This is a genomic window from Billgrantia zhangzhouensis, assembly GCF_021404465.1.
Classification (GTDB): domain Bacteria; phylum Pseudomonadota; class Gammaproteobacteria; order Pseudomonadales; family Halomonadaceae; genus Halomonas; species Halomonas zhangzhouensis.
This window is the reverse complement of sequence record NZ_JABFTT010000006.1, coordinates 236,456-259,114: the sequence shown is the minus strand read 5'-3', so window position 1 is coordinate 259,114 and position 22,659 is coordinate 236,456. Positions and strand designations below refer to the sequence as shown.

Sequence of the window (22,659 nt, the reverse complement as noted above, 5' to 3'; positions counted from 1 at the left end):
TAACCTCGGATGTGGCGATGATGGAAGTGCTCTAAAGCGTCTCGTTGGCCACTGAGAACGGCGTCATCGCCAGATACAGGTATAGGCGGCGGGTATTCGTGTTTTCACACAGCCTCGGTCGAAAGCCGCCATCTTATTCATCCAACCACCCCTCCCCCCACCAACTCCACCCGGCCCCAATCCCCACCCACCGAGTCGAGCAGTTGGCTCAGTGCCGGGCGGGCAACTGCTCATCAAGCGATTGACGGTACTTTATGCAACCTTTCATGAATTCCGGCCAATTCCGGTACCACGGGGACCAGGTCGATCTTGTCGGGCAGTAATGCCCACAGGGCCGGATGGTGCCAGCACAGGTCGTGCCCGCTGCAGGTATTGGTTAGTGTGCCGAGGCCTGCAATCGATGAAAGCGCACCGCCGCCGTCCCGGCAGCGGTGCGTTCCTGGTGGGAGGCGTGGCGTTATGCCGCTAGCGCGGGAATCCGTGCGATCACCTTGATTTCAAAATCGAAGCCCGCCAGCCAGTTGACACCGACGGCGGTCCAGTTGGGGTAGGGCGGTTCGCCGATCGCCTTCGTGCGAACCCTGTCGATCGCTTCCCACTGGGCGGCGGGGTCGGTGTGGAAGGTGGTCACGTCGACGATGTCGTCGAAGGTGCAACCGGCGGCCTCGAGAACGGCCGAGAGGTTGTCGAAGGCAAGCTGCACCTGGTTTTCGAAATCCGGCTCGGGGGAGCCATCCTCACGGCTGCCGACCTGGCCCGAGACGAACAGGAAGTCGCCCGAGCGGATGGCCGCCGAGTAGCGGTTGATCTCGTAGAGTGCCTGCCGTCCGGCAGGAAAAACTGCATCGCGTTTAGCCATCATGCTGCTCCGGTGGGTAAAATTGATATACGGACCGTATGTGACTATGCTGGCACATACGCGGCGTATGTCAATGCGCATACGATTCGTATGTGAAAAACTTTTGCAAGCGATGTCAGGAGAGGGTGTGGCGACGAAACGTGCGCAGATGATGGAGGAGACCCGGGCCAAGCTCATTCGGGCCGCCCGAGAGGCCTTCGCGACCTGAAAAACTTTTGCAAGCGATGTCAGGAGAGGGTGTGGCGACGAAACGTGCGCAGATGATGGAGGAGACCCGGGCCAAGCTCATTCGGGCCGCCCGAGAGGCCTTCGCGACCAAGGGCTATGCGGCAGCCTCAATGGACGACATCACCGCCGATGCGGGGCTGACGCGAGGGGCGCTGTATCACAATTTCGGCGGCAAGCAGGGACTGCTGCAGGCCGTGGTCGATCAGATCGATGCGGAGATGGTGGAACGGCTCATCGCGGCCCAGGAGCGGGCGCCAAGTCCGTGGGAAGGGCTGCTGGCGGAGGGCGTGACCTATATCGAAATGTCGCTGGAGCCGGAAGTCCAGCGCATCATGCTGCTGGATGGGCCGGCTGTGCTTGGCGACCCATCGCAATGGCCCAACCAGAATGCGTGCCTGTTGCGCACGGCTCAGACCATTCAGGTGCTCATTGACGAGGGTACGGTCAAGCCGGTGGATGCCGAAGCCGCTGCCCGCCTGATCAACGGCGCGGCGCTCAACGCCGCGCTGTGGATTGCCGCGACCGACGAGCCGCGTGCCGTGCTGCCGAAGGCCGTGGAGGCGTTCCGGCAGCTCGCGGCCGGCCTGTTGCAAACCGAGCGCTGAGCGGCGAATCTTCAGTATTCAGACGTCATATGCGGCAAGAGGGCGCTGTCAGGCCTCCACCGAAAGCTTGCAGGGTATGGCTTGGGCGAGAAAGTCCATCAGCGACATATACCCCGACCTGGCCGGGATCATGATTGGCAACTTGCACCCCGGGCCAGCCTGAGCCCTGTATCCACAGGGCTCAGGCCGTTCAGTTTCATCTTTTTCCCGCTACACTCCCGCGCCTCTCGTTCAGAACTGCAGTCCCAGCGCAAAGCCACCGAGCAAGTAGCAGAAGACGGTGATCAACACGATCCCAATGACGTTGAGCACGACCCCGCCTCGAGCCATCTGGGCGATGGTAACCGCTCCGGTGCCGAATACGATGGCGTTGGGTGGCGTGCCGACCGGCAGCATGAAAGCGCAGGTCGCGGCGAAGGCAGCTGGGATCAGCAGCGTCATCGAATCGGCGCCGATGCCCACTGCCACGCCCCCGAGCACGGGGATGAAGGTCGCGGCCGTGGCCGTGTTGCTGGTCACTTCCGTGAGGAAGAGCACTATTGTGGCCACGGCGGCCACCAGCAGCAGGATCGGGAGCACTCCCAGTCCGGTGATCTGCTGACCGAACCAGCTATCCAGGCCGGTGCCTGCGACGGCGCCTGCGAGGCTCAGGCCACCGCCAAACAGCAGCAACACCCCCCAGGGCAGTCCGTCCTCGGCATCCTGCCAATTCAGCACCATCTCGCTGCGACCTCTCGCGGGCAGAATGAACAAGGCAATGCCGGCGGCAATGGCGATGGCGGTGTCATCGAGATTGCCCAGCGGCCCCAGCCATTGGCCCACCCCGGGGATATTGCCAAGAATGCCGGGCACGACCCACAGGAACGCCGCCGAGCCGAAGACGAGCATCACCATCTTCTCGCCCTGGCTGAGTGGGCCGAGCTTGCTGATCTCGCCCTCGATCATCTCTTTTCCGCCGGGGATCTCCGCAACGTTGAAGCGGTAGAGTACCCGAGTCATCAGAACCCAGCCTACCAGGATGAAGGTGAAGGCCAGCGGTACGCCGAGCATCATCCAGTCGAGAAAGCCGATACTGCGGCCCAGCTCGTCGGCGGCATAGCCGGCAACGATGGCGTTCGGCGGGCTGCCGAGCAAGGTGCCGAGGCCGCCCATGCTGGCCGACCAGGCGATCGCCAGCAGCAGGCAGAGACCGAAGCGCTTGATGTTCTCGTCCTGGATGAAGTCGACGTGGCCGGCCCGGTGGTGGTCGTGGCCGGCGGCGGCCGTCTCGGTGGATTCACCGCTGCGCTCCGCGACCAGGGCCAGCACGGAGAGCCCGATCGGCAGCATCATCAGCGTCGTTGCGGTATTCGAAACCCACATCGACAGAAACCCCGTGGCGAGCATCATGCCGAGCACGATCCGGTGCGGCGAGACCCCGACCCGGGACAGCGTCAAAAGGGCGATGCGGCGGTGCAGGTTCCACTTCTCCATGGCAATGGCAATCAGGAAGCCGCCGAGGAACAGAAAGACGATGGAGCTGGCGTAAGGCGCCGTGGCCTGGGCGACGGTCCGCTCCGTCAGCATTGGGATCAGCACGATCGGCAGCAGAGCGGTGGCCGAGAGCGGGATCGCTTCCGTCATCCACCAGACCGCCATCAGGGTGGCGATCGTCGCGACCCAGCGCGCATCCGCAGAAAGTCCTTCGGCCTGGCCCATGGCGAGCCAGACAATCAGCGCCAGGAGCAACCCGAAGGCGCGCAGGCCCCATACCAGTCTGGCTGATCGTCCACCTGATTCCTTCTTCCCGGGCGTGCCCTCGTTTCCATCGCTTGGTTGAGGCTGATCAGCCATGCTAAGTCTCCTTTATTTCACTAATACAGCTCCCTTCATGGAGCGTAGCCAAGAGTACGGGATACGGCCTGGGCAGGTCGCGGCTCGCCATTGTGTTCGCCCCGATTTGCCCCAAGATGGAGAGAACCCCATGACACCAGGAGCTTCCCATGAGCGGCACTCTCTATCGCCTTGCGGCGTTTACCGACGATCCGAGCGGCGGCAACCCCGCCGGAGTGTGGCTTGGCGAGGCGTTGCCCGAGCCGGCGGAGATGCAACGTATCGCCGCCGAGGTGGGCTATTCCGAAACCGCATTCATCGCCCCGGCCGAGGGCGAGCGGCGCATTGTGCGTTATTACAGCCCCGAAGCGGAAGTGAGTTTTTGCGGCCATGCCACGGTGGCCAGCGGCGTGCAGATGGGACGGCTGAGCGGGGCGGGTACTTACATGCTGGATACGGCGGTGGGCGAGGTGATGGTCACCGTCAACCAGGTGGAAGGGGAGTGGCAGGCCTCGCTGGTGTCGGTGACGCCGGAGTTCCGCCCCGCCGAGCCGGAGCTGGTCGAGGAGGTGCGTGAACTGCTCGGCTGGCAGGCAGACGAACTCGATCTCGAGATTCCGCCTGCGCGGGCCTACGCCGGGGCCTGGCACCTGGTGCTGGCGTGCAAGACAGAGCAGCGCCTCGCGCGGCTCGAGTACGATTTCGAGCGGCTCAAGGCGCTAATGCTGCGCGAGGGCCTGACCACGCTGCAGCTGGTGTGGCGCAAGAGTGCAGAGCGCTTCCATGCGCGCGATCCGTTCCCGGTAGGCGGCGTGGTGGAAGACCCCGCCACCGGCGCGGCGGCCGCGGCGCTGGGCGGCTACCTGCGCGATGCGGGCCTGCTCCAGGCGCCCGCCCAACTGACGATCCTGCAAGGCGAGACGATGGGGCGGCCCAGCCGCCTGCAGGTCGACATTCCGCTGTCAGGCGGCATCGTGGTGACCGGGCAGGCGGTGAGCCTGGAGGGCTGAGTCGAGCCTGACCGTCGGCGGTCGGCTCAAGGCCTGAGCACCCAGTAGTCGTTCTGGATGTCGTGCGGCAGCTGATGGACCTCGATGCTGCCGAAGCCGGCCTTGCCGAAGTATTCCCGCGCCTTCTCGCGGCCCCACATCGTTCCCAACCCCTCGCCGCCCTGGGCGAGGGAGACACTCATGCAATGCATGATCGATACGGTATAGAGCAGCGTACCCATCGGGTGCTCGCGGTCGCCGTGGTGATGGCTCGAGGCGTGGATGTCCTGGGCCAGGTAGACGCCGTCTTCACGCAGTGTGCGGCGGATGCCCTTGAGCAGGTTCAGCGGGTGGGCCTGGTCGTGGATGGCATCGAAGGTGGTGACCAGATCGTAGTGCTGGGCCGGTGCCGTGCGGTCGAAGTCGCTCAGGTCACGCTGCTCGAAGTGCAGGTTGCCCAATCCCAGGCGCGCGGCACGCTGCGTCGCCCAGCCGATGGCCTCCTTGGAGAGGTCGTAGCCGGTAAAGCGGCTGGCAGGAAAGCGCTCGGCAAGCTTCATCAATGCCAGGCCGCGACCGCAGCCCAGATCGAGCACGTCGATGCCCTGAACCAGCCGTTCCGGGAGTTCCGGCGCCAGGGGCAGGATGGCATCGAACAGCACGGGCAGCACGGTCTGGCCGCTATCCTCGGCCATGACCTCGTGGAAACGGGTGTAGCGTGTGTACGGTACGCCACCGCCGTGGCGGAAGCATTCCAGCACATCGTCCTCCACCTGACCCATCAAGGGCAGGTACTGGGCGAATACGGCGAGATTGGCCTCGCCGCCGTCGGTCAACAGCGCGGCGTGCTCGGGCGGCAGCCGGTAGGTCATGGTTCGCGGATCATGCTCGACCAGTGCAGCGACCGTCGCGCCGCCCAGCCACTCGCGTACGTAGCGCTCGTCGAGTCCTGTCTTGACGGCAAGTTCACTGCTGGTCACCGGCTCGCCATCGGCCAATTGGGCAAGCAGGCCGCTGCGGTGGGCCAGCGAGATCAGTTGCAACATGGCACCTTCGTTGAGCGCATGCACGAAGCGGTTCTCGAAGTCGGCCGCGCGGTCAGTGTCGAAGGCAACGGAAGCGTTAGCGTGGGCTGTCATGGGGGTGTCTCCTTGGTTGTTATGGGTTGCTATGAGTTGTTATGGGTGCGTCGATGGGTGCTTCGGAGACTGCATTGTGGCGCTCCCGGCTGGGTTACACTGAAGTCCCTACGGACAGAAACCGGCGGTTCCCGCCATGTCGATGCACAAACCCACCATTGCGCTGCTGGCGATTCCCGAAGTGGCGGCTTCCACCCTCTACGGCGTTTACGACGTCTTCTCCTCGGCGGGGCGCGACTGGCCTGCCCTGATCGAGGGCAAGCCCGGCGAGTCGCTATTCGTACCCAGGGTGGTGGCACGTAGCGGTACGCATGAAATGACCGTCGCCAACGGGGTGCGCATCGTTCCTGATGCCGGCCTGGACTGGGTGCCCGACGTGGTGTGTATACCCGAGATCATGCTGCCGCCCGATGCGGTGCTCGAGGGCCGCTATAGCGAGGAGATTGCATGGATCAAGCGCTGTCATGCTGCTGGCGCCATCCTGGCGACCGCCTGCTCGGGTGCCCTGCTGCTGGCTGAGTCTGGGCTGCTGCGGGGCGAGGATGCCACCACGCATTGGGCCTACTGCGATGTGCTGGGGCGCTATCCGGGCGTGCGGGTGCATCCGCATCGCGCGCTGGTGATCGGCGGCATCGGGAGTCGCCTGGTCATGGCGGGGGGCGGTACTTCCTGGAACGACCTGGCGCTCTACCTCGTCGCCCGCCTGGCCGGTATCGACGAGGCGATGAATATCGCCAAGCTGTTCTTGATCGATTGGCATGCCGCCGGTCAGCTTCCCTTTGCCATGCTTGCGCGCACCCGCCAGTGCGAGGATGCCGTCATCGCTCGCTGCCAGACGTGGGTGGCCGAGCACTACGATGAGCCTTCTCCTGTGGCCTCGCTGATCGAGGTTTCGGGGCTGAGCGAGCGCAGCTTTCACCGCCGCTTCAGGAAGGCCACCGGCCTGACGCCCATGGAATACGTGCACACCCTGCGCCTGGAAGAGGCCAAGCAGATGCTGGAGACCGAGGCCACTCCCGTGGATGCCATTGCCGAGGCCGTGGGCTATGAAGACGGCGCCTTCTTCGGCCGGCTGTTCCGACGCAAGGTGGGACTGACGCCGGCCCAGTACCGGCGTCGCTTTGGCGGACTGAGAAAGGCGCTGTCGGGGTGACGGAAGCGAGCCGCTTACTTGGGCTGGTAGCTGCCGGCCTGCGCGGCAAAGCTGATCGACAGGCGGTTCCAGGCGTTGATGGTGCAGATCGCCAGGGTGAGGTCGGCCAGGCCCTTCGCGGAGAAGTGCTCGCGGGTGGCCTCGAACAGGGCGTCGTCGATGCCGTTCCCGGCGATCAGGGTATTGGCCTCGGCCCAGGCCAGGGCGGCGCGTTCGCGCGGGGAGTAGAAGGGCGTTTCGCGCCAGGCGCTCAGGGCGTAGAGCCGCTGCTCGGTTTCACCGGCCTTGCGTGCGTCCTTGGTATGCATGTCGATGCAGTAGGCACAGCCGTTGATCTGCGAGACGCGGGTGTAGACCAGTGCCAGCAGGCCATCGCCAAGTTCACCCGCTTCCGCTGCCTTGTGAACGTGGTTCTGCAGCTCGAGCATGGCCTTGAGGCCGTCGGGACTGGCGGAATAGTAGTTCATGCGCATGGGTGGGGCTCCGTAAGGGTTGGAAGCCCCCACCCTAGCGCGGTGGTTATCGCCTCGATTGTAGATTTTCGACCTCAGTGCAGCTTCATGCGGGGGCGGATGAAGCGGTTGAGCCCGTCCGAGAGCAGAATGAGCGCGGTCTTGGCGGTGCCGTGAATGGCGCGCTGGTGCATGCGATAGAGCGAGGCGTAGAAGAACTTGGCCAGGCGCCCCTCGATGAACAGGCTGCGCGCCGAGGCGCCGCGCATCAGGCTGCCGATCGCCTCGAAGTGAGCCAGCGAGATGAGCGAGCCGCGGTCGCGGTAGCGGAACGGCTTGAGCGTACCGTTGTCGATCCGGGCGAGTAGGTTCTTGTAGAGCCGCTGCGCCTGCTGATGGGCGGCCTGCGCTCGTGGCGGTACCACGCTGCCGTCCGGCTGCGGGCAGCTGGCGCAGTCGCCGAGCACGAAGATGTTGGGGTCGTCGATGCTTTGCAGGGTTGGCTCCACCTGAATACGCTGGTTGCGGTCCAGAGTCAGGCCCAGGTCGCGCAGCACGTTGGGTGCCTTTATTCCGGCAGCCCAGACGTTGAGGTCCGTGTCGATGCGCTCCTCGTCGGCGGTGACGATGGCGTTCTCCTCCACGCACACCACCCGGGTGTTGGTATGCACCCGTACGCCGAGGCGTTCCAGCTCGCTGCGCACGGCGCTGCGAATGCGCTCGGGCAGGGCTGGCAGCACGTCCGGTGCCGCTTCGATCAGGTGAACTTCCAGGTGGCGGCTGTCCATCTCGGTGAAGCCGTAGCTGTGCAGCATGCGCGAGGCGTCGTAGAGCTCCGCCGCCAGCTCCACCCCGGTGGCGCCGGCACCGACGATGCCCACCGTGAGGTGCGGATGCTCTCGCCGCTCGGGGTCGCTGTAGCGCAGGAAGGTATTGAGCATATCGCGCCGGAAGGCCTCGGCCTGGGCCGGGCTATCGAGGAAATGGCAGTGCTCGGCAACGCCGGGGGTGCCGAAATCGTTGCTCACACTGCCCAGCGCCAGCACCAGCAGGTCGTAGTCCAGGCTGCGGGCCGGCAGCACTTCCACACCGTGGTCGTCGAGCACCGGGGCCAGGCGCAACTGGCGGGCGTCGCGGTCGAGGCCCTCGAGCGTGCCGCGCTGGAAGCGGTATCCATTAAGCTGGGCATGGCTCTGATAGGAGATCTCGTCGATGCTGGAGTCGAGCGCGCCGGTGGCGACCTCATGCAGCAGTGGCTTCCAGATATGGGTCGGGTTGCGGTCGATCAGCGTGATCTCGGCCTTGCCGCGTCGCCCCAGGCGCCGGCCGAGGCGAGTGACCAGCTCCAGCCCGCCGGCACCACCGCCGACCACCACGATTCGTGTTCCGTCCATGTATGGCTCCGTTAAGATGAATGTGCAATTGAGAAAAGGGTGTCCCTACTGTACCGCTGGAATTTGAGAATCGTCGTATTTTTTCCGAGATGTGGTCCGTCGCGACTGGCCCGTCCGGATGGTTCTTCCTTGGTCGCTGAAAGGCTTCGAATATGAGTGAAGCTCCCCGGCCACGCCTGGCTGGCAAAACCGGTATTGGGAATCTTCGGTCTGCACCGCAGGCGTCGAGCGGCCTTGTGCTTCAGCAAGTCGCGCCCAGTGGGAAGCTGCGCCCCTACGTGCAGTGCTACTGGCAGGCGAGGGGGCAGAGTGCTGGCGAACCGACGGGGGTGGAGCTGTTGCATCCGGATGGCGGCATGGGGCTGCTGTTCAACTTCGGCGGCGCGCTGGAACGCGACGGCGAGCGACTGTGGGGCACCTGCTGGGCCGATGGCCCCAAACGCCGCACGGCACGACTGGCGGTAGATGGCACGCTCGATCTGCTCGGGGTGCACTTTCAGCCGGGCATGGCGTATCCGTTCATTGGCGAGGCGCTATCGAGCCTGGCGGGTGAAGCGCTCACGCCCGGCGAGGCCCTGCGCCGGCTCGAACTCGAGGCGCTGCACGAGCGGCTGCTTGAGACACCTGCTCTGGCGGGGCGTATTGTGCTGCTGGAGAATTATCTTGCTGAGAGATTGCAGCGGCACGGCGCACCGGAGGTGCCGGCCCTGAGGACATCGCTTGCCTGGCTACAACGCCACCAAGGCCAGGCCAGTATCGCCGCGCTGGTGGAGGAGCTGCCGTTTGGCCAGCGCCGCCTGGAGCGGTTGTTCCAGCACCATGTGGGTCTCTCGCCCAAGCGCTACGCCCGTCTGCTGCGTGTCGCCCACAGTCGCCAGCTGATCAAGCAGGGTGGGGCAACCGCTTTGCTGACAGATACCGCCTTCGTCGCCGGCTACTTCGACCAGGCCCACTTCATCCACGACTTCAAGGCCGTGACCGGCCTGACGCCGGGCGGCTATCTCGACCATGTGCGGCGGCGTTACGGTCGAGAGGGCCAACCGTAGGCCGGCGTAGCGCCTCAGCCGAGCAGGGCGCAGCGCTGATGAGGCTCACACTCTATCTCGCTGATTCGTACTCGTCGTGGCGTTTCACCCAGTCCATCAGGTTGTGGTGGGGACCCGTTTCGTTACGGCCCTTTGGCGTCATGTCGAGCAGCATATAGGTGCTGTCGACGAGTTCGTCGCCGCGCCCGTAGGTCGAATAGGTGTGGAAGATATCTCCGCTGGTATCGCGGTAGAACACGCTGAGGCCGCTCAGATCCTCGATCGAGACGTTGCTTGTGGCGTAGTTGTAAGTGACCTCGCCCTTGGCGATCTCTTCAGGCCGGAACGAGACATGGAAGTCGTAATTGAAGTCGCTGCCATATGAAGATACCCACTTTGCACGCCAGCCCATGCGCTGGCGGTAGGCCTCGATCTCGGCGAGTGGAGCACGAGAGACCCGTACCAGGCTCACATCGTGATGCTTGAGATGCACCAGCGTGCCTTCGATATGATCGGCAGCGAAGGAACAGCCGATGCAGCCCGCTTCCCAACCGGGGCCGAACATGAAGTGATGGACGATTAACTGGCTGCGCCCGTCGAACAGATCGGCGAGCGTCATGTGGCCACCGAGCGTATCGAAGACATATTCCTTCTCGATCTTCACCCACGGCAAGGCGCGACGTTTGGCGCTTAGGTCGTCGCGCAGGCGGGTGAGCTCCTTTTCCCTTGCCAACAGTTCCTTGCGGGCGGTTAGCCATTTTTCGCGGGATACGACGGGGTGGGACATTTCATCATGCACTGACATGAGGATTCCTCCTGTGCTGACGTTGCACGAGGTAGTCGTCCTGCGGGGGCTGGATTCGACAGGTGGGCAGTGTTGCACTTGTTGACATGATTGCTAAAAGCAACTAATTATTTGCTTTAGGCAATCAAATAGAGAGTCTCCCATGAGCGCAGAGCAAGACCTAAACGAGCGGGCCGGGACCGTACGCAGCTTCAATCGTTTCTACACGCGGCAGATTGGGGTCTTGCACGAGCACCTTCTGGAGAGCCAGTTCTCGCTGACGGAAGTCCGCATCCTGTACGAGCTGGCGCACCGGCCGATGCTTACCAGCGCCGATATCTGCCGCGAGCTTGGTCTCAACGCCGGCTATGTGAGCCGGGTGCTGAAGGGCTTCGAAAAGCAGGGGCTCATTACCAAGACCCCCTCGCCCTCCGACAGACGGGCGGCGCAGCTACAGCTCACGGATCAGGGACTGGCGACATTCCGGCCGCTGGACGAGGCTTCGCAACGCGAGGTCGTCGGCATGCTGAAGCAGCTCACGGAGCCGGAGCAGCATCAGTTGATCGAAGCAATGAACCGGATCAGGCGGCTGCTCGGAGAAGCCGGCTCGAGTTATCTGCTGCGCGACCCACAGCCTGGCGACATGGGCTGGATCGTACACCGGCAGGCGGTGCTCTACGCGCAGGAGTACGGCTGGAACGAGGAGTACGAAGCGTTGATCGCGGAGATCGTAGCCAAGTACCTGCGCAATTTCGATCCGCGCTGGGAGCGGTGCTGGATCGCCGAAAAGGATGGGGTCGTCGTTGGGTCGGTGTTCGTCGTCCGGGAAGACGACGCGACCGCAAAGCTGCGGCTGCTCTACGTCGACCCCTCTGCCCGTGGGCATGGCATCGGCAGCCGCTTGGTGGATGAGTGTCTCAGGTTCGCCCGCCAGGTCGGCTACCGGAAGATGATGCTGTGGACCAACAGCGTACTGACCGATGCGCGCCGGCTCTATGAAAAAGCAGGATTCGAACTGGTGGAGGAAGAGCCCCATCACAGCTTCGGCAAGGATCTGGTAGGCCAGGTTTGGAGTCGTGAGCTGTAGTGTCCACACTCTCATCGCGAAGCATGCCCTGGCGATGGCCGAATTCCGAACAGCAGGGCGTAGAGCACCGGTACCGCGACCAGGGTGAGCAGCGTGGCGAAGGCGAGCCCGCCCATGATCGTCGCCGCCATGCTGGCGAAGAAGGCGTCGCCGAGCAGGGGCAGCATGCCGAGGATGGTGGTGCCGGCAGCCAGTACCACCGGCCGCAGACGGCTGACGCTGGCTTCCACCACGGCTGGGCAGCCGGGCTTGCCCTCGCGGATCTGGGCGTCGATCTCGTCGAGCAGCACGATACCGTTCTTCATCAGCATGCCGGAGAGGCTGAGCAGCCCGAGCAGCGCCGTGAAGGTGAACGGCATGCCGCTGGCCAGCAGCCCGATCACCACGCCGCAGATCGACATGGGTACCACCAGCCACAGGATCAGCGGCTGGCGCCACTTGCCGAACAGCAGCACGCTGATCACCAGCATGGCGAGAAAACCCAACGGCAACTGGGCACGCAGCGAGGCCCGCGAGCGGCCGGAGGCCTCGTACTCGCCGCCCCACTCCAGGCGGTAACCGAGGGGCAGGGGAATCGCTTCGATGGGCGCGCGAATGCGTGAAAGGCCCTCGCTGGCGGTAACGCCACTCACCGTACTGGCCTGAACCGTCAGGGTGCGCATGCGGTCGCGGCGGCGGATGACACTCTCTTCACTGGTGGTGTCGAAACGCTCGATGATCTGCCGCAGCGGGATAGGTACGTTGCCATTGGCGCTTTCCAGCTGCCTCTCATGCAGGCGCGTCACGTCCAGGCGCTCGTGCTCGGGTGGGCGCAGCACGATGGGAAGCAGGCGATCATTTTCGCGATAGAGGGCAGCCTGAATACCGGTGGTGGCGAACTGTAGTGCGCGCATGGCCGTGTCGCGCTGAACTCCCGCCATGCGAGCGCGCTCCTCGTCGAATACCGGCTCGAGCACCAGTTCGCGCTGGCGCCAGTCGTCGACGATGTCCGTCACCAAGGGCTCGCGCTCCATGATTGCCTTGGCCTGGTCGCCCAGGTAGCGCAGCATGACCGGATCGGGCCCTGAGAAGCGTGCTTCGATACTGACGACGTTGGGCCCGAACATGAGGCGCTCGATCCTGGCCTGCGCATCGGGGTGATGCACGTCGAGCCGCTGCCGCAGCCGTGCTGCCAGCGGTTCTATCTGGTCGCGCTCGGCCGTGCGGATCATGAACAGACCGTAGCTGGAGCTGGGCCGTTCCGGTGTATAGGTGAGCACGAAGCGACTGGCGCCGCGCCCCACGAACTGCGTTACCGACAGCACTTCCGGCTGCGCGCGCAGAAAATCATCGAGACCCTGCATGTGACGGTCCGTCGCGCGAATGTCGGTGCCTTGGGGCAGCTGGTAGTGCAGGAAGAAGATGGGCGTATTCGAGGCGGGGAAGAAGGCCTGCTTGACGAAACCGAAGGCGAAGATGCAGCCGGCGGTGAACAGGATGAGGCTCAGCAGTGTAAGCAGGCGCCAGCGCAGCACGCCCTCGAGCAGCCGGCGATAGCCTCGATAGAGCCTGCCCGTGTAGGGCGTCTTGGCTTCGTGCACCGTTCTCAGCAGATAGTGCCCCAGCAGGGGCGTGACGGTGATGGCCAGTACCCAACTCAGCAGCAGCGAAACGGCGATCACCGCGAACAGGGAGAAGAGCAGGTCGCCGGTGGTGTCGGGCGAGAGGCCGATGCCGGCAAACGCCATGATGCCGATGACCGTGGCGCCGAGCAGCGGTATCTGGGTGCGTTTGGCGGCGTCGCTGGCGGCGTCGCGGGCATTGGCTCCCCGCTGCATGCCGACCAGCATGCCTTCGGTCACCACGATGGCGTTGTCGACCAGCATGCCCATGGCGATGATCAGCGCGCCCAGCGAGATGCGCTCCATCTCGAGGCCGAGCATGCGCATGAACAGCAGCGTACCGAGTACCGTCAGCAGCAGAGTGGCACCCACCACCAGGCCGGCCCGCCAGCCCATGAACAGACACAGCACGCCGATGACGATCGCCACGGCCAGCGCCAAGTTGACGAGAAAGCTGCCGATGGCATCGTCGACCACCCGGTGCTGCTCGTAGATCGGATGGAGCTCGACGCCCAGCGGTATTCGTTCCTGTAGCTCGTGCAAGCGGGCGTCCACCGCCTGGCCAACCTCTACGATGTTGACGTCGGCCACCCCGGCCACGGCAAGCGTGAAGGCGGGCTCTCCATTGAAGCGGATCAGGTGGTCGGGCAGCTCGGTTGCGCTGCGCCGGATCGTGGCGATATCGCCCAGGCGGATCTGCTCGGTGGTGCCGGGGCGACCGATGCGCAGCTCCTCCAGGTGAGCGGGGCTAGCCAACTGTTGGGAGAAGGCGATGCGCAGGCGGCGCTCATCCAGGGTAATGGCACCGCTCTCGGCGATGGCGCTGGCAGCGCGCAGGGTTTCGATCACCTGCTCCAGCGGTACGCCGAGGCTGGCCAGGCGCTCGCTGTCGAGATCCAGGTACAAGGCCTCGCTGCGCTCGCCGGCGGTGGTGACCTTGGCCACGCCGTTCACCGTCAGCAGCTCCCGACGCAGGAACCTCGACAGATCGCGAATTTCCGCATCGCTCAGTTCCGGCGCCGTGATTGCGTAGTAGATACCGTAGACGTCGCCAAAGTCGTCGTTGACCAGGGAAGGGCCGGCGCCCGGGGGCAGGCTGGCCTGGGCATCGCCGATCTTGCGGCGCAGCTCGTCCCAGAGCTGCGGCATGTTGCGGCTGGGATAGGCGCGCTTGATTTCGACCTCGACCTCGGAGATGCCGGGGCGTGAGCGCGAACGAACGTAGTCGACGGCCGGCAGCTGCTGGATGGCCGATTCCAGCCTCTCGGTGACCTCCTGTTCGACCTGCTCGGCATTCGCCCCGGGGTAGGGTGTGGTGATGATGGCGGTCTTGAGGGTGAACGAGGGATCTTCCAGCCGGCCCAGGGTCAGCATTGCCCACAGGCCCCCCAACAAGCAGGCCAGAATGATCAGCCAGGTCTGGACGGGGCGGTCGATGGCGGTGCGGGCGATGTCCATGAACGTGTCCTAGTCGAGGCGCGCTTGGGGCCTGACCCGCATGCCGTCGCGCAGCAGGTGGGTGCCGGAAGTGACGATCGGCTCGCCTGCCGCCAGGCCGTCGAGCACCGTCACACGGTCAGGCAATGCAGCGCCGAGGGTAACGGGGCGCGGCGTTACCGTTTGCGACTCGGGATCGAACCGCCAGACGCGCATCTCGCCATCGTTGCCGGGGTCCAGCGCCGCAAGCGGTACCGTGACGCCGGATGGCTCGGAGTCGAGCCGAGTGACGACGAGATTCGCGGTCATGCCGGGCAACAGCTCGAGCGAGTCTGGACGAGGCAGGGCTACGCTGACCGGATAGCTTTGCCCTACCGGGTCGGCCTGGGGGCGGTGCTCCCGATAGCGGACCGGGAAGCGCCGTTCGGGAGCGGCCTCGAAGATGGCCTCCATTCGGTACGCCTCGGGGTGCTCGAGGAGGGCGCTGAGCCGCTCGGGCACATGAAAGCGCAGGCGAAGCTCGCTCATGTCCTGCACGCGCAATATCGGCGTGTTCGCGGCCACGGTGGCGAAAGGTTCGGCCAGCCTGCGGGTCACCAGAGCGTCGAAGGGAGCTTCGAGGCGGGCGTAGGCGAGCTGTCGGCGAGCCTGCTCGAGCGCCACGGTCTGGGTATGAAATTCGGCCTCTGCCTGCTCGAAACTCGCCGTCGAGGCGGCGTTCTGGGTATGCAGCCGGCGCAGGCGCTCGTACTCCCGCCGGGCCTGCTCATGCCGCGTCTCCACCTGGCGCAGCGCCAGTTCGAAGTCGGTGGTATCAAGCATCGCCAAGGTTTCGCCGTGTGGTACGAAGGCGCCTTCGCGTGGGCCTTGCTCGAGGAGTTGGCCGCCCACCTGGAAGGCCAGATCGACAGTGCTGACGGCTTCAACACGGGCAACGAAACGGTGGCTCGGCGCAGGGAGCGACATGGCGTTTTCCACCCGCACCGGGCGTATCACCTCCTCGCTGTCGGTGCTGGCGCCCTCGGTGCAGGCGGTAAGACCCAGCGCGACCGACAAGAAAAGCAGAATACGTGGCCATCTGGGCAGTGTGAGTAGGAGTTGAAACGCCATCGGGAGCATTTTGTTAACGCCGTTAATAGATCTGGCTTGAATGTATTGTTAACGCTGTTAATATGTCAAGCGACAAGTGACACGAAGCGAGAGTTTGCGTGACGGAAAACGACAGCGCGCCGAAGCGTAGGCGGCGGAAGAAGGAGAAGCTGAGCGTGCGGCAGATCGCCGAGGCGGCGCTGTTACTGGTGAACCGGGATGGCCTGGATGGACTGACGATGCGAGCCTTGGCCGATGCCATGGACGTGCAGGCGCCGGTGATCTACCGTCACGTGGCCGACAAGCAGCAATTGCTCGATGAAATGGCCGATGCCATCGTGGCTGCCGTTCCGCTGGGCGGGCTCGATGACGAGGATGCCTATGTCAATCTGGCCGAGTTCGTCCGGCGCCTACGGCGTACCTTGCTGAGGTATCGTGACGGTGCGCGTATCGTGGGTGGCAGCTACTCCGCCAAGCACAGCACCTTGCGCGGCGCCGAAACGCTGATGGAGCTGCTGGTGAAAGCCGGGCTCGACCGCGACCGGGCGCTCTGGGCGATGACTACGCTGCTCTCTTTCATTCTCGGCGAAACGTTGGAGCAGCAGGGGCTGCCCGACGAACCCGGCGAGGCCACGGCGACCATTACCGCTTCCCTCGGCGAGGTGCTGGCAAGTCCTGACTTCCGCCATCTCGATACGGAACTGATGGCGCGACGCTTCTTCGATTTCGACGGTCGCTTCGAATTCGGGCTCGCCATGATGCTGGCAGGAGTGCGTGAGCAGGCCGCCGGCACGGGGCGAGAGGAAATCGATCTGTCTTGACGCCTCGATCATCGAGGTATAGGTTTCCACCATGACCAAAGCGAAATCCGAAGCGGCCGCTGGTCGCCGGATCCCAGACTACAGCGACCCTTCCTACTGGCGCGGCACGATCAAGATGTCGCTGTCGAAGTTCTTCGTGCTTAGCGTGCTGCACCGCAAGCCGATGCACGGCTACGAGGTGGTGCAGGCGGTGGAGAAGAGCACCAACGGTTGTTGCAGCCCTTCGGAGGGCACGGTCTATCCGGTGCTCAACGAGTTCGAAGCGGGCGGCTACCTGAGCTCCACTGCGGAGGTGGTGCAGGGGCGCTCGCGTAAGGTCTACGCACTGACGGAGAAGGGGCGGGACGCCTTTCAGGTGGCGGTGGATGCTTGGCTGGAGGCCACGGACTGCATCGTCGAGAGCCGTCGCATGGCCGCTGGGGCAGTGAAAGGGGAGGAGCGGGAAGGATGAGCGTGAAGCGTTTTTTCAGGCCCCTATACCTCGATGATCGAGGTAGCCGATGAGCTCGCGTACCGGTGTGGTCGTCGCCCTGGGCGTCTCCCAGACGCTAGCCTGGGGCTCGACCTACTATCTTCCGGCCATCCTCGCCGTGCCCATGGCGCGAGACCTCGGCCTTGCCACGGGTACGGTATTCGCGGCCTTCTCCTCGGCGTTGGTGGTATCGGCCGTGCTAGGGCCGTCGGTGGGGCGGCGCATCGACCGATTTGGCGGACGCGACGTGCTGGCGGCCTCGAGCCTGGTGTTTGCCTTGGGTCTGGTGCTGCTGGGTCTGGCGGATGGAGCCAAGCTGCTGTGGGCGGGATGGCTGGTGATCGGCGTCGGCATGGGCATGGGGCTGTACGAATCGGCTTTCTCGACCCTGGCGGGGCTCTATGGCCGAGAAGCGCGTGGCCCCATTACCGGTATTACGCTACTGGCGGGCTTTGCCAGCACCGTGTGCTGGCCGATCACCGGCTGGCTCAACGCCGAATTCGGCTGGCAGAACGCCTGCTTCACCTGGGCGGCGGTGCATCTGCTGCTGGGTCTGCCGCTCAACCGGCTGCTGATTCCGTTCGGTATCCAGCCGCCCGCGCCTCACGCCGAGACGGCAGTCGCCGAGGCGAATTCGACCTGGCTGCCCATGGCGCTGCTGGCCTTCGTCTTCGCCGTGACTTGGTTCGTCAGTACCGCCATGGCGGCACACTTGCCGTGGCTGCTGCAGATCGCCGGCCTCTCGCCTGCTGCTGCCATCGCCGCCGCAGCGCTGGTGGGGCCGGCCCAGGTGGCGGCGCGACTGCTCGAGTTCTCGCTGCTGCAGCGCTTTCATCCATTGCTCTCGGCCAAGCTGGCGGTGGTGGCGCATCCCATTGGCGCGCTCGGCGTGATGACGCTGGGGGCACCGCTGGCCACGCTGTTCGTGCTGCTGCACGGCGCCGGCAACGGCATTCTCACCATCGCCAAGGGCACGTTGCCGCTGGCCATTTTCGGCCCGCACGGCTATGGCCTGCGCCAGGGCGTGCTGATGGTACCGGCACGCTTCGGCCAGGCGCTGGCGCCGCTGGCCTTCGCCCTGTTGATCGAGCGCTTCGGCACCCAGGCGCTGCTGTTCTCCTCGGCCCTGGGGCTTGCCGCCCTGGTGGCGCTGCTCGTCCTGCAAACCCACGCACTGAAGGAGGCGACATGAGGCTTCGCACGCTCAACGACCCCGATGTTCTACCGGCCCTCGACGAGCGCTTCGCTCTCCGGCAGCCCGGCCAGGGCTTGCCCGATCCGCTGGGCCATCCGCCACGCATCCTGCTGCTCTACGGCTCGCTGCGCGAACGCTCCTATTCGCGCCTGGCGGTGGAAGAGGCTGCGCGTCTGCTGCGCTATTTCGGCGCCGAGACGCGGATCTTCGACCCTTCCGATCTGCCGTTGCCGGACCAGGTGCCGGGCGACGATCACCCGGCGGTGCGGGAGCTGCGCGAGCTGGCGCTGTGGTCCGAAGGGCAGGTGTGGTGCAGCCCCGAGCGCCACGGCCAGATCACCGGCGTGATGAAAACCCAGATCGATCATCTGCCGCTGAGCATGGGAGCGGTGCGGCCCACCCAGGGGCGCACCCTGGCGGTGATGCAGGTCAGCGGCGGCTCGCAGTCGTTCAATGCGGTGAACACGCTGCGCCTGCTGGGGCGCTGGATGCGCATGTTTACCATTCCCAACCAGTCCAGCGTGCCCAAGGCGTACCAGGAGTTCGACGAGGCCGGGCGCATGCGACCCTCGCCGCTCTACGACCGCATCGCCGACGTGATGGAAGAACTGGTGCGCTTCACCCTGCTGCTAAGGCCTCATGCCGAAACGCTGGTGGACCGTTACTCGGAGCGCCGCGAAGCGGCCGGTGCCAAAGCCGATCCGGTGACCGACAAGGCAGCGATCAGTCAGGCTTCTTGATAGCTCAAAACTCGAGAGCCAACCGCAGCCTGTCCTTGTGCTGAATGCCGTTCTCGTAGATCGGTTCGTCGTAGTGGGCCAGGAAGTAGTCTCGCTCCACGGCGACGACCCGGAACCCCGCACGCTGGTAGTAGGTGAGCTGATAACCGAAGGTGCCGGTGCCAAGTTCAAGGCGCCGTGCCCCTGCCTCCCGAACCGTTGCGATGGCGTGATCCAGTAGCCGTGCGCCGATGCCCTTGCGCTGATGCGCCGGGGCGACGGCAATATTCATCAGCTCATGAACGTCATCGCCGAGGGGCTGGATGACATAGGTGCCCACGGTCTCCCCCTCGACTATCGCGACATGGCAGATCGAGCGTTCGAGGTAGTGTTTGATGGTGTCTAGCGAGGGATCGGCTTCTAGCAGGAGGTCGAAAGGTGCCTCGGTGCCGGGCACGCGTTTGATCAGCATGTTGATGTTCCTGCGATACTTATCAGGTAGTGGCCGTGTGACGACGCGCCGACTGCTGAGGCTACAGGGACGAGGCCGGGGCGCCAAGCGCCCCGGTGTTCGGCCATCGAAGGGCGCTATTAGGCCGGCTGCGGCTGGCGCTTGGCCGAAACTTCACTGTGCAATTGCTCGACCAGCCGGTCTATGCGCTCCAGGGCGCTTGTGGTCGAGGCCGCCAGCGCCTCGCCGCCCTCTTCCTGATGTTCAATGGCAATACTATGAAAGCCAGTGATGCCGATGAACTGCAGGGCGGTGCGTACGCTGGGCTCCATATGATTAAGTGCGGCCAGGCGGCCGCCCGGGTCGAAGCCGTGGTCGCCGCGGGAGGAGAGCAGCACCGCGTGGTGCGACCGGTCGGCCAGTAGCGGCAGGTAGTACTCCAGCGGCAGATGGGGGTGATGACCATATTTCGGATCGTAGTCGACGGTGCGGCCCAGGCGAATGATGTTGTCGATCCAGGCCTTGAAGGTGGCCGGCGGGCCGAAGTTGTACATCGGCACGCCGAGCACCAGGATATCGGCCCGCTCGACTTCGCTTGTCAGCGTGTCGCTCTCGGCGAGTACTGCCTGCATGGATTCGCTGCGATTTTCAGTGACCGTGAAGGCCGCTTCGATCCATTCGACGCTGGTAAGCTGTGGCGGGTTGGCGCCGATATCGCGATAGACGATCTCGGCATCCGGCTCCAGAGTGCGCCAGCGGGAAACGAAGTGATGGGTCAGCCGGCGGGTATGTGAGCCGTGGTCGTGGGTGCCGGCACGGCCGGGGCGTGGGCTGGCATCGAGGTGAAGTAAACGCGTCATGGGTTTTCTCCGTCACTGGGTGTAGGATCTATTGAATGAATTGTTCTCAGTCTTGCTTGTGGCTCGTTTTATATAAGCCTGAGGCCAGGTAGGGCGACAAGCGACGATTCTTTTTCGATTTCGGAAAATAAAATTCAGCCATGATGCCGCGACGACTCCCCTCTCTTTCCGCCCTGCGCGCCTTCGAGGCGGCGGCGCGTCACCTCAGTGCCAAGCGCGCCGCCGAGGAACTCTCGGTCACCCCGACGGCGATCAGCCATCAGATACGCCAGCTCGAGGAGAGCCTGGGCGTGGCCCTGTTCGTGCGTCGGCCGCGGCAGCTGGTACTGACGGCGCAGGGGCAGACACTACTTGGCGTGCTGAGCGACTCCTTCGATGCCATCGCCGAGACGGTAACCAAGCTGCGCCAGCCGCCGTCGCGCCAGGCCGTGACGCTCTCGACCACGCCGGCTGTCGCTGCACGCTGGCTGCTGCCCTGGGTCTGCCTGCTGCGCGATGCTCACCCGCAGATCGACCTGAGCATTCAGGTCTCCCACCAAGCGGTCGCCCTGGATGGTGTCGTTGCCGACATGGCGATTCGCTATGGCGAGGGGCCTTGGCCCGGGCTGGTCGCCGAGAAGCTGTTCGACAATGTCTTCGTACCCGTCTGCAGCCCCGTGCTGGAGCTGCGTGAACCGGCCGAACTGGTGCGCCATACGCTGCTCCACTTCTCTTCGCCCGCACCGTTGGACTGGGTGGCTTGGCAGCGCCAGGTCCAAGTGCCGGGGCTCGACGTCAGCGCCGGACTGATGTTCTCTGACGAGACCCATGGCATTGCCGCTGCCCTGGACGGCCAGGGCATAGCCCTGATGAGCCGGTATCTGATTGAGGAGGAGCTGCGGCAGGGGCGCCTGGTGCAGCCATTCGGCCCCGAGGTAAAGGCCGCGCCCTTCCAGCTCGTCTACCCGCCTGAGAGGCTCGAGGAGCCGGCCATCGCCGCCGTGCGCGAGTGGATCATCGGGTTGCTGGATACCCAAGCCAGAGAGAGCGGCTGCCGTGCGGTAGTCGGCCAGTCATGACGTCAGCCGTGCCAGCTTGTCGGGATTACGCACGATGAAGATATCTCTAGCCTGGCCTGAGCGGTCGTAGCCGAATGTCACCGTCGCGACGACATTTTCCTCTCTGCGCATCACGAAGCCACAGCCCCCGTTGATGTCGGCTTCACGCCACTCATAGTCGGTCCAGTACTGGCTCAACCGGCTGGCCAGGAAGTCGAGTACAGCCGACTTGCCGTGCAGCGGCTCGAGCAGGGTGGGCACCTTGCCGCCGCCGTCGGCGCTGAGGCGGACCTCGGCCGAGAGCAGGTTCGCGAGCCGTGCCGTGGCGCCTTCGGTGATGGCGAGTCGGAAGGCCTCCAGTAGTGCCTGCTGGCGTTCCCGCGGTGGGGTGTGCCGTTCCTCGGCGGTTTGGAGGTTGCTTCGTGCCCGGGACACCAGCTTGCGGCAGGCCGGCTCCTTGATCTCGAGCATGGCGGCGATCTCGGTGTAGGGCGTGTCGAAGATCTCATGCAGCAGGTAGGCGGCCCGCTCCTTGGGCGACAGGCGTTCCAGCAGCAGCAGAAAGGCGGTGGAAAGAGAGTCGGCCAGCTGCATGCTGCGTTCCGCATCGGATACCGCTGCGGTCGGGATGGGCTCTGGCAGCCAGGCGCCGACGTACTCGACCCGGGCCCGGTGGGCATTGCTCAGCAGATCGAGGCAGCGCCGAGTGCAGGTCGTGGTCAGCCAGGCGTGGGGCGTATCGATTGCCTCACGATCCGCTGCCTGCCACTTGAGAAAGGTGTCCTGCACCGCATCCTCGGCGTCGGCGCGCGAGCCGAGGATGCGATAAGCCAGCCCCAGCAGCATGGGGCGGGCCTCTTCGAAGCTATGCAGGTCGAAGTGAAGCAAATCGGCGGAAGGCATCAGGCTGTCTCGGAAACCGGAGCCGCCTTGTCCTTGGCCCAGGCCACGGTGGCAGCATGAATCTCGGGCGGATGAGCCAGCAGGGGCGTTACCGCAGCGACATAGGCTTCGTATGCCGGCCCCTGCATGAAGGCCTGTGCATCCGCACCATCGGCGTAGCGCTGGAAGACACGGATCGTGTTGGGGTCGCCACCATCGTAGCAGTAGAAGTAGGCGTCGTGGACCTGGCGCTCCTGGATGCTCGGCATCAGGTGAGTCTCCCACACGCGCCGTACCTCTTCGCGCTTGCCGGGCAGTGCCTTGTGCTTGATGAAAAGCATGCTCTGGTGCATGCATGGCTCCTGAATCGCTGGGGTGAAGATGAAGGCCGAGTGGCCGTCACTGACATGACGATTCAGGAGGGCATTATGTGACATCGCTTGGTCAGGCGATGCGCTTAATTGGTAGCGAGATCACTCGTGGTTATCGTGAAGCGAGGGCGCCGCCCGGCGGCCAAGGTGCGTACCTTCAGCGACTTGTTGGCCGGGCGGCTGAGAGAGGAAAGAGT

At 64.6% G+C, this 22,659-nt stretch carries 22 protein-coding genes; 10 read left to right on the top strand and 12 right to left on the bottom strand.

Annotated elements, in window-relative coordinates:
- Positions 1-457: 457 nt before the first annotated feature.
- The gene (locus tag HOP51_RS10145; protein ID WP_234273787.1) at positions 458-859 is read right to left on the bottom strand and encodes a RidA family protein; all 402 of its coding nucleotides are present in this window, start codon (positions 857-859) and stop codon (positions 458-460) included.
- A 260-nt stretch (positions 860-1,119) separates the two neighbouring features.
- On the opposite strand from HOP51_RS10145, the gene HOP51_RS10140 reads away from it, so the two are divergent.
- Complete coding sequence (locus HOP51_RS10140) at positions 1,120-1,692, top strand: TetR/AcrR family transcriptional regulator (protein ID WP_234273786.1); 573 nt, start codon at positions 1,120-1,122, stop codon at positions 1,690-1,692.
- A 231-nt stretch (positions 1,693-1,923) separates the two neighbouring features.
- On the opposite strand, the gene HOP51_RS10135 is transcribed toward HOP51_RS10140, so the two are convergent.
- Positions 1,924-3,525 (bottom strand): SLC13 family permease, encoded by a 1,602-nt coding sequence (locus HOP51_RS10135; RefSeq protein WP_234273785.1) that lies wholly within the window; start codon positions 3,523-3,525, stop codon positions 1,924-1,926.
- 149 nt (positions 3,526-3,674) lie between these two features.
- Here HOP51_RS10135 and HOP51_RS10130 point away from each other — a divergent pair, with 149 nt between their 5' ends.
- Positions 3,675-4,514: a PhzF family phenazine biosynthesis protein gene (locus HOP51_RS10130; RefSeq protein WP_234273784.1), complete on the top strand. Its 840-nt coding sequence runs from the start codon at positions 3,675-3,677 to the stop codon at positions 4,512-4,514.
- 26 nt (positions 4,515-4,540) lie between these two features.
- On the opposite strand, the gene HOP51_RS10125 is transcribed toward HOP51_RS10130, so the two are convergent.
- Complete coding sequence (locus HOP51_RS10125; RefSeq protein WP_234273783.1) at positions 4,541-5,632, bottom strand: class I SAM-dependent methyltransferase; 1,092 nt, start codon at positions 5,630-5,632, stop codon at positions 4,541-4,543.
- Positions 5,633-5,768: 136 nt separating this feature from the next.
- Between HOP51_RS10125 and HOP51_RS10120 the strand changes: the two genes are divergently transcribed.
- Positions 5,769-6,785 (top strand): GlxA family transcriptional regulator, encoded by a 1,017-nt coding sequence (locus HOP51_RS10120; protein ID WP_234273782.1) that lies wholly within the window; start codon positions 5,769-5,771, stop codon positions 6,783-6,785.
- Between the two features lie 14 nt (positions 6,786-6,799).
- Here the strand turns inward: HOP51_RS10120 and HOP51_RS10115 are convergent, their stop codons facing one another.
- Together HOP51_RS10115 and HOP51_RS10110 are read right to left on the bottom strand one after the other, a co-directional pair.
- A complete protein-coding gene (locus HOP51_RS10115) occupies positions 6,800-7,258 on the bottom strand; it encodes a carboxymuconolactone decarboxylase family protein (RefSeq protein WP_159549599.1) in 459 nt (152 codons plus the stop codon).
- A gap of 74 nt (positions 7,259-7,332) precedes the next feature.
- Positions 7,333-8,631: an NAD(P)/FAD-dependent oxidoreductase gene (locus HOP51_RS10110; RefSeq protein ID WP_159549602.1), complete on the bottom strand. Its 1,299-nt coding sequence runs from the start codon at positions 8,629-8,631 to the stop codon at positions 7,333-7,335.
- A gap of 236 nt (positions 8,632-8,867) precedes the next feature.
- Between HOP51_RS10110 and HOP51_RS10105 the strand changes: the two genes are divergently transcribed.
- Complete coding sequence (locus HOP51_RS10105) at positions 8,868-9,677, top strand: helix-turn-helix domain-containing protein (RefSeq protein WP_159549605.1); 810 nt, start codon at positions 8,868-8,870, stop codon at positions 9,675-9,677.
- 52 nt (positions 9,678-9,729) lie between these two features.
- Here the strand turns inward: HOP51_RS10105 and HOP51_RS10100 are convergent, their stop codons facing one another.
- A complete protein-coding gene (locus HOP51_RS10100; RefSeq protein ID WP_159549608.1) occupies positions 9,730-10,461 on the bottom strand; it encodes a DUF899 domain-containing protein in 732 nt (243 codons plus the stop codon).
- Positions 10,462-10,603: 142 nt separating this feature from the next.
- On the opposite strand from HOP51_RS10100, the gene HOP51_RS10095 reads away from it, so the two are divergent.
- The gene (locus HOP51_RS10095; protein WP_159549611.1) at positions 10,604-11,527 is read left to right on the top strand and encodes a bifunctional helix-turn-helix transcriptional regulator/GNAT family N-acetyltransferase; all 924 of its coding nucleotides are present in this window, start codon (positions 10,604-10,606) and stop codon (positions 11,525-11,527) included.
- An 11-nt stretch (positions 11,528-11,538) separates the two neighbouring features.
- Here HOP51_RS10095 and HOP51_RS10090 read toward each other — a convergent pair whose 3' ends face one another.
- Together HOP51_RS10090 and HOP51_RS10085 are read right to left on the bottom strand one after the other, a co-directional pair.
- On the bottom strand, positions 11,539-14,586 hold the full coding sequence (locus HOP51_RS10090; protein ID WP_234273781.1) for an efflux RND transporter permease subunit: 3,048 nt from the start codon (positions 14,584-14,586) through the stop codon (positions 11,539-11,541).
- A 9-nt stretch (positions 14,587-14,595) separates the two neighbouring features.
- Positions 14,596-15,621, bottom strand: coding sequence for an efflux RND transporter periplasmic adaptor subunit (locus HOP51_RS10085; protein WP_159549614.1), 1,026 nt, complete (start codon positions 15,619-15,621; stop codon positions 14,596-14,598).
- A gap of 209 nt (positions 15,622-15,830) precedes the next feature.
- Between HOP51_RS10085 and HOP51_RS10080 the strand changes: the two genes are divergently transcribed.
- The 4 genes from HOP51_RS10080 to arsH are packed head-to-tail and all read left to right on the top strand — an operon-like array spanning position 15,831 to position 18,882.
- On the top strand, positions 15,831-16,475 hold the full coding sequence (locus tag HOP51_RS10080) for a TetR/AcrR family transcriptional regulator C-terminal domain-containing protein (protein ID WP_234273780.1): 645 nt from the start codon (positions 15,831-15,833) through the stop codon (positions 16,473-16,475).
- Positions 16,476-16,506: 31 nt separating this feature from the next.
- Complete coding sequence (locus HOP51_RS10075) at positions 16,507-16,926, top strand: PadR family transcriptional regulator (RefSeq protein WP_159549620.1); 420 nt, start codon at positions 16,507-16,509, stop codon at positions 16,924-16,926.
- A 49-nt stretch (positions 16,927-16,975) separates the two neighbouring features.
- On the top strand, positions 16,976-18,139 hold the full coding sequence (locus HOP51_RS10070; RefSeq protein WP_234273779.1) for an MFS transporter: 1,164 nt from the start codon (positions 16,976-16,978) through the stop codon (positions 18,137-18,139).
- The gene (gene arsH / locus HOP51_RS10065; protein WP_234273778.1) at positions 18,136-18,882 is read left to right on the top strand and encodes an arsenical resistance protein ArsH; all 747 of its coding nucleotides are present in this window, start codon (positions 18,136-18,138) and stop codon (positions 18,880-18,882) included. Before HOP51_RS10070 ends, arsH begins: the two co-directional genes overlap by 4 nt.
- A gap of 4 nt (positions 18,883-18,886) precedes the next feature.
- Here arsH and HOP51_RS10060 read toward each other — a convergent pair whose 3' ends face one another.
- Positions 18,887-19,333, bottom strand: coding sequence for a GNAT family N-acetyltransferase (locus tag HOP51_RS10060; RefSeq protein WP_234273777.1), 447 nt, complete (start codon positions 19,331-19,333; stop codon positions 18,887-18,889).
- A 119-nt stretch (positions 19,334-19,452) separates the two neighbouring features.
- Positions 19,453-20,172, bottom strand: a complete 720-nt coding sequence (locus HOP51_RS10055; RefSeq protein ID WP_234273776.1) for an FMN-dependent NADH-azoreductase — start codon at positions 20,170-20,172, stop codon at positions 19,453-19,455.
- Between the two features lie 140 nt (positions 20,173-20,312).
- On the opposite strand from HOP51_RS10055, the gene gcvA reads away from it, so the two are divergent.
- On the top strand, positions 20,313-21,230 hold the full coding sequence (gene gcvA / locus HOP51_RS10050; RefSeq protein ID WP_234273775.1) for a transcriptional regulator GcvA: 918 nt from the start codon (positions 20,313-20,315) through the stop codon (positions 21,228-21,230).
- Here gcvA and sigJ read toward each other — a convergent pair.
- Together sigJ and HOP51_RS10040 are read right to left on the bottom strand one after the other, a co-directional pair.
- Positions 21,225-22,112 carry an RNA polymerase sigma factor SigJ gene (sigJ, locus tag HOP51_RS10045; protein ID WP_234273774.1) on the bottom strand — a complete coding sequence of 296 codons (888 nt, stop codon included), beginning with the start codon at positions 22,110-22,112 and terminating at the stop codon, positions 21,225-21,227. The two genes, gcvA and sigJ, sit on opposite strands and share 6 nt — an antisense overlap.
- Complete coding sequence (locus tag HOP51_RS10040) at positions 22,112-22,444, bottom strand: putative quinol monooxygenase (RefSeq protein WP_234273773.1); 333 nt, start codon at positions 22,442-22,444, stop codon at positions 22,112-22,114. Before HOP51_RS10040 ends, sigJ begins: the two co-directional genes overlap by 1 nt.
- Positions 22,445-22,659: the final 215 nt, after the last annotated feature.

Bases quoted from the DNA above. Each gene is read 5' to 3' on its own strand.
- HOP51_RS10120 (WP_234273782.1), top strand. From the start codon at position 5,769: ATGTCGATGCACAAACCCACCATTGCGCTGCTGGCGATTCCCGAAGTG.
- HOP51_RS10135 (WP_234273785.1), bottom strand. From the start codon at position 3,525: ATGGCTGATCAGCCTCAACCAAGCGATGGAAACGAGGGCACGCCCGGG.
- HOP51_RS10145 (WP_234273787.1), bottom strand. From the start codon at position 859: ATGGCTAAACGCGATGCAGTTTTTCCTGCCGGACGGCAGGCACTCTAC.
- HOP51_RS10070 (WP_234273779.1), top strand. From the start codon at position 16,976: ATGAGCTCGCGTACCGGTGTGGTCGTCGCCCTGGGCGTCTCCCAGACG.
- HOP51_RS10040 (WP_234273773.1), bottom strand. From the start codon at position 22,444: ATGCACCAGAGCATGCTTTTCATCAAGCACAAGGCACTGCCCGGCAAG.
- HOP51_RS10115 (WP_159549599.1), bottom strand. From the start codon at position 7,258: ATGCGCATGAACTACTATTCCGCCAGTCCCGACGGCCTCAAGGCCATG.
- HOP51_RS10095 (WP_159549611.1), top strand. From the start codon at position 10,604: ATGAGCGCAGAGCAAGACCTAAACGAGCGGGCCGGGACCGTACGCAGC.
- HOP51_RS10110 (WP_159549602.1), bottom strand. From the start codon at position 8,631: ATGGACGGAACACGAATCGTGGTGGTCGGCGGTGGTGCCGGCGGGCTG.
- HOP51_RS10090 (WP_234273781.1), bottom strand. From the start codon at position 14,586: ATGGACATCGCCCGCACCGCCATCGACCGCCCCGTCCAGACCTGGCTG.
- HOP51_RS10075 (WP_159549620.1), top strand. From the start codon at position 16,507: ATGACCAAAGCGAAATCCGAAGCGGCCGCTGGTCGCCGGATCCCAGAC.
- HOP51_RS10060 (WP_234273777.1), bottom strand. From the start codon at position 19,333: ATGCTGATCAAACGCGTGCCCGGCACCGAGGCACCTTTCGACCTCCTG.
- arsH (WP_234273778.1), top strand. From the start codon at position 18,136: ATGAGGCTTCGCACGCTCAACGACCCCGATGTTCTACCGGCCCTCGAC.
- HOP51_RS10130 (WP_234273784.1), top strand. From the start codon at position 3,675: ATGAGCGGCACTCTCTATCGCCTTGCGGCGTTTACCGACGATCCGAGC.
- HOP51_RS10140 (WP_234273786.1), top strand. From the start codon at position 1,120: ATGATGGAGGAGACCCGGGCCAAGCTCATTCGGGCCGCCCGAGAGGCC.
- HOP51_RS10125 (WP_234273783.1), bottom strand. From the start codon at position 5,632: ATGACAGCCCACGCTAACGCTTCCGTTGCCTTCGACACTGACCGCGCG.
- HOP51_RS10055 (WP_234273776.1), bottom strand. From the start codon at position 20,172: ATGACGCGTTTACTTCACCTCGATGCCAGCCCACGCCCCGGCCGTGCC.
- sigJ (WP_234273774.1), bottom strand. From the start codon at position 22,112: ATGCCTTCCGCCGATTTGCTTCACTTCGACCTGCATAGCTTCGAAGAG.
- HOP51_RS10100 (WP_159549608.1), bottom strand. From the start codon at position 10,461: ATGTCAGTGCATGATGAAATGTCCCACCCCGTCGTATCCCGCGAAAAA.
- gcvA (WP_234273775.1), top strand. From the start codon at position 20,313: ATGATGCCGCGACGACTCCCCTCTCTTTCCGCCCTGCGCGCCTTCGAG.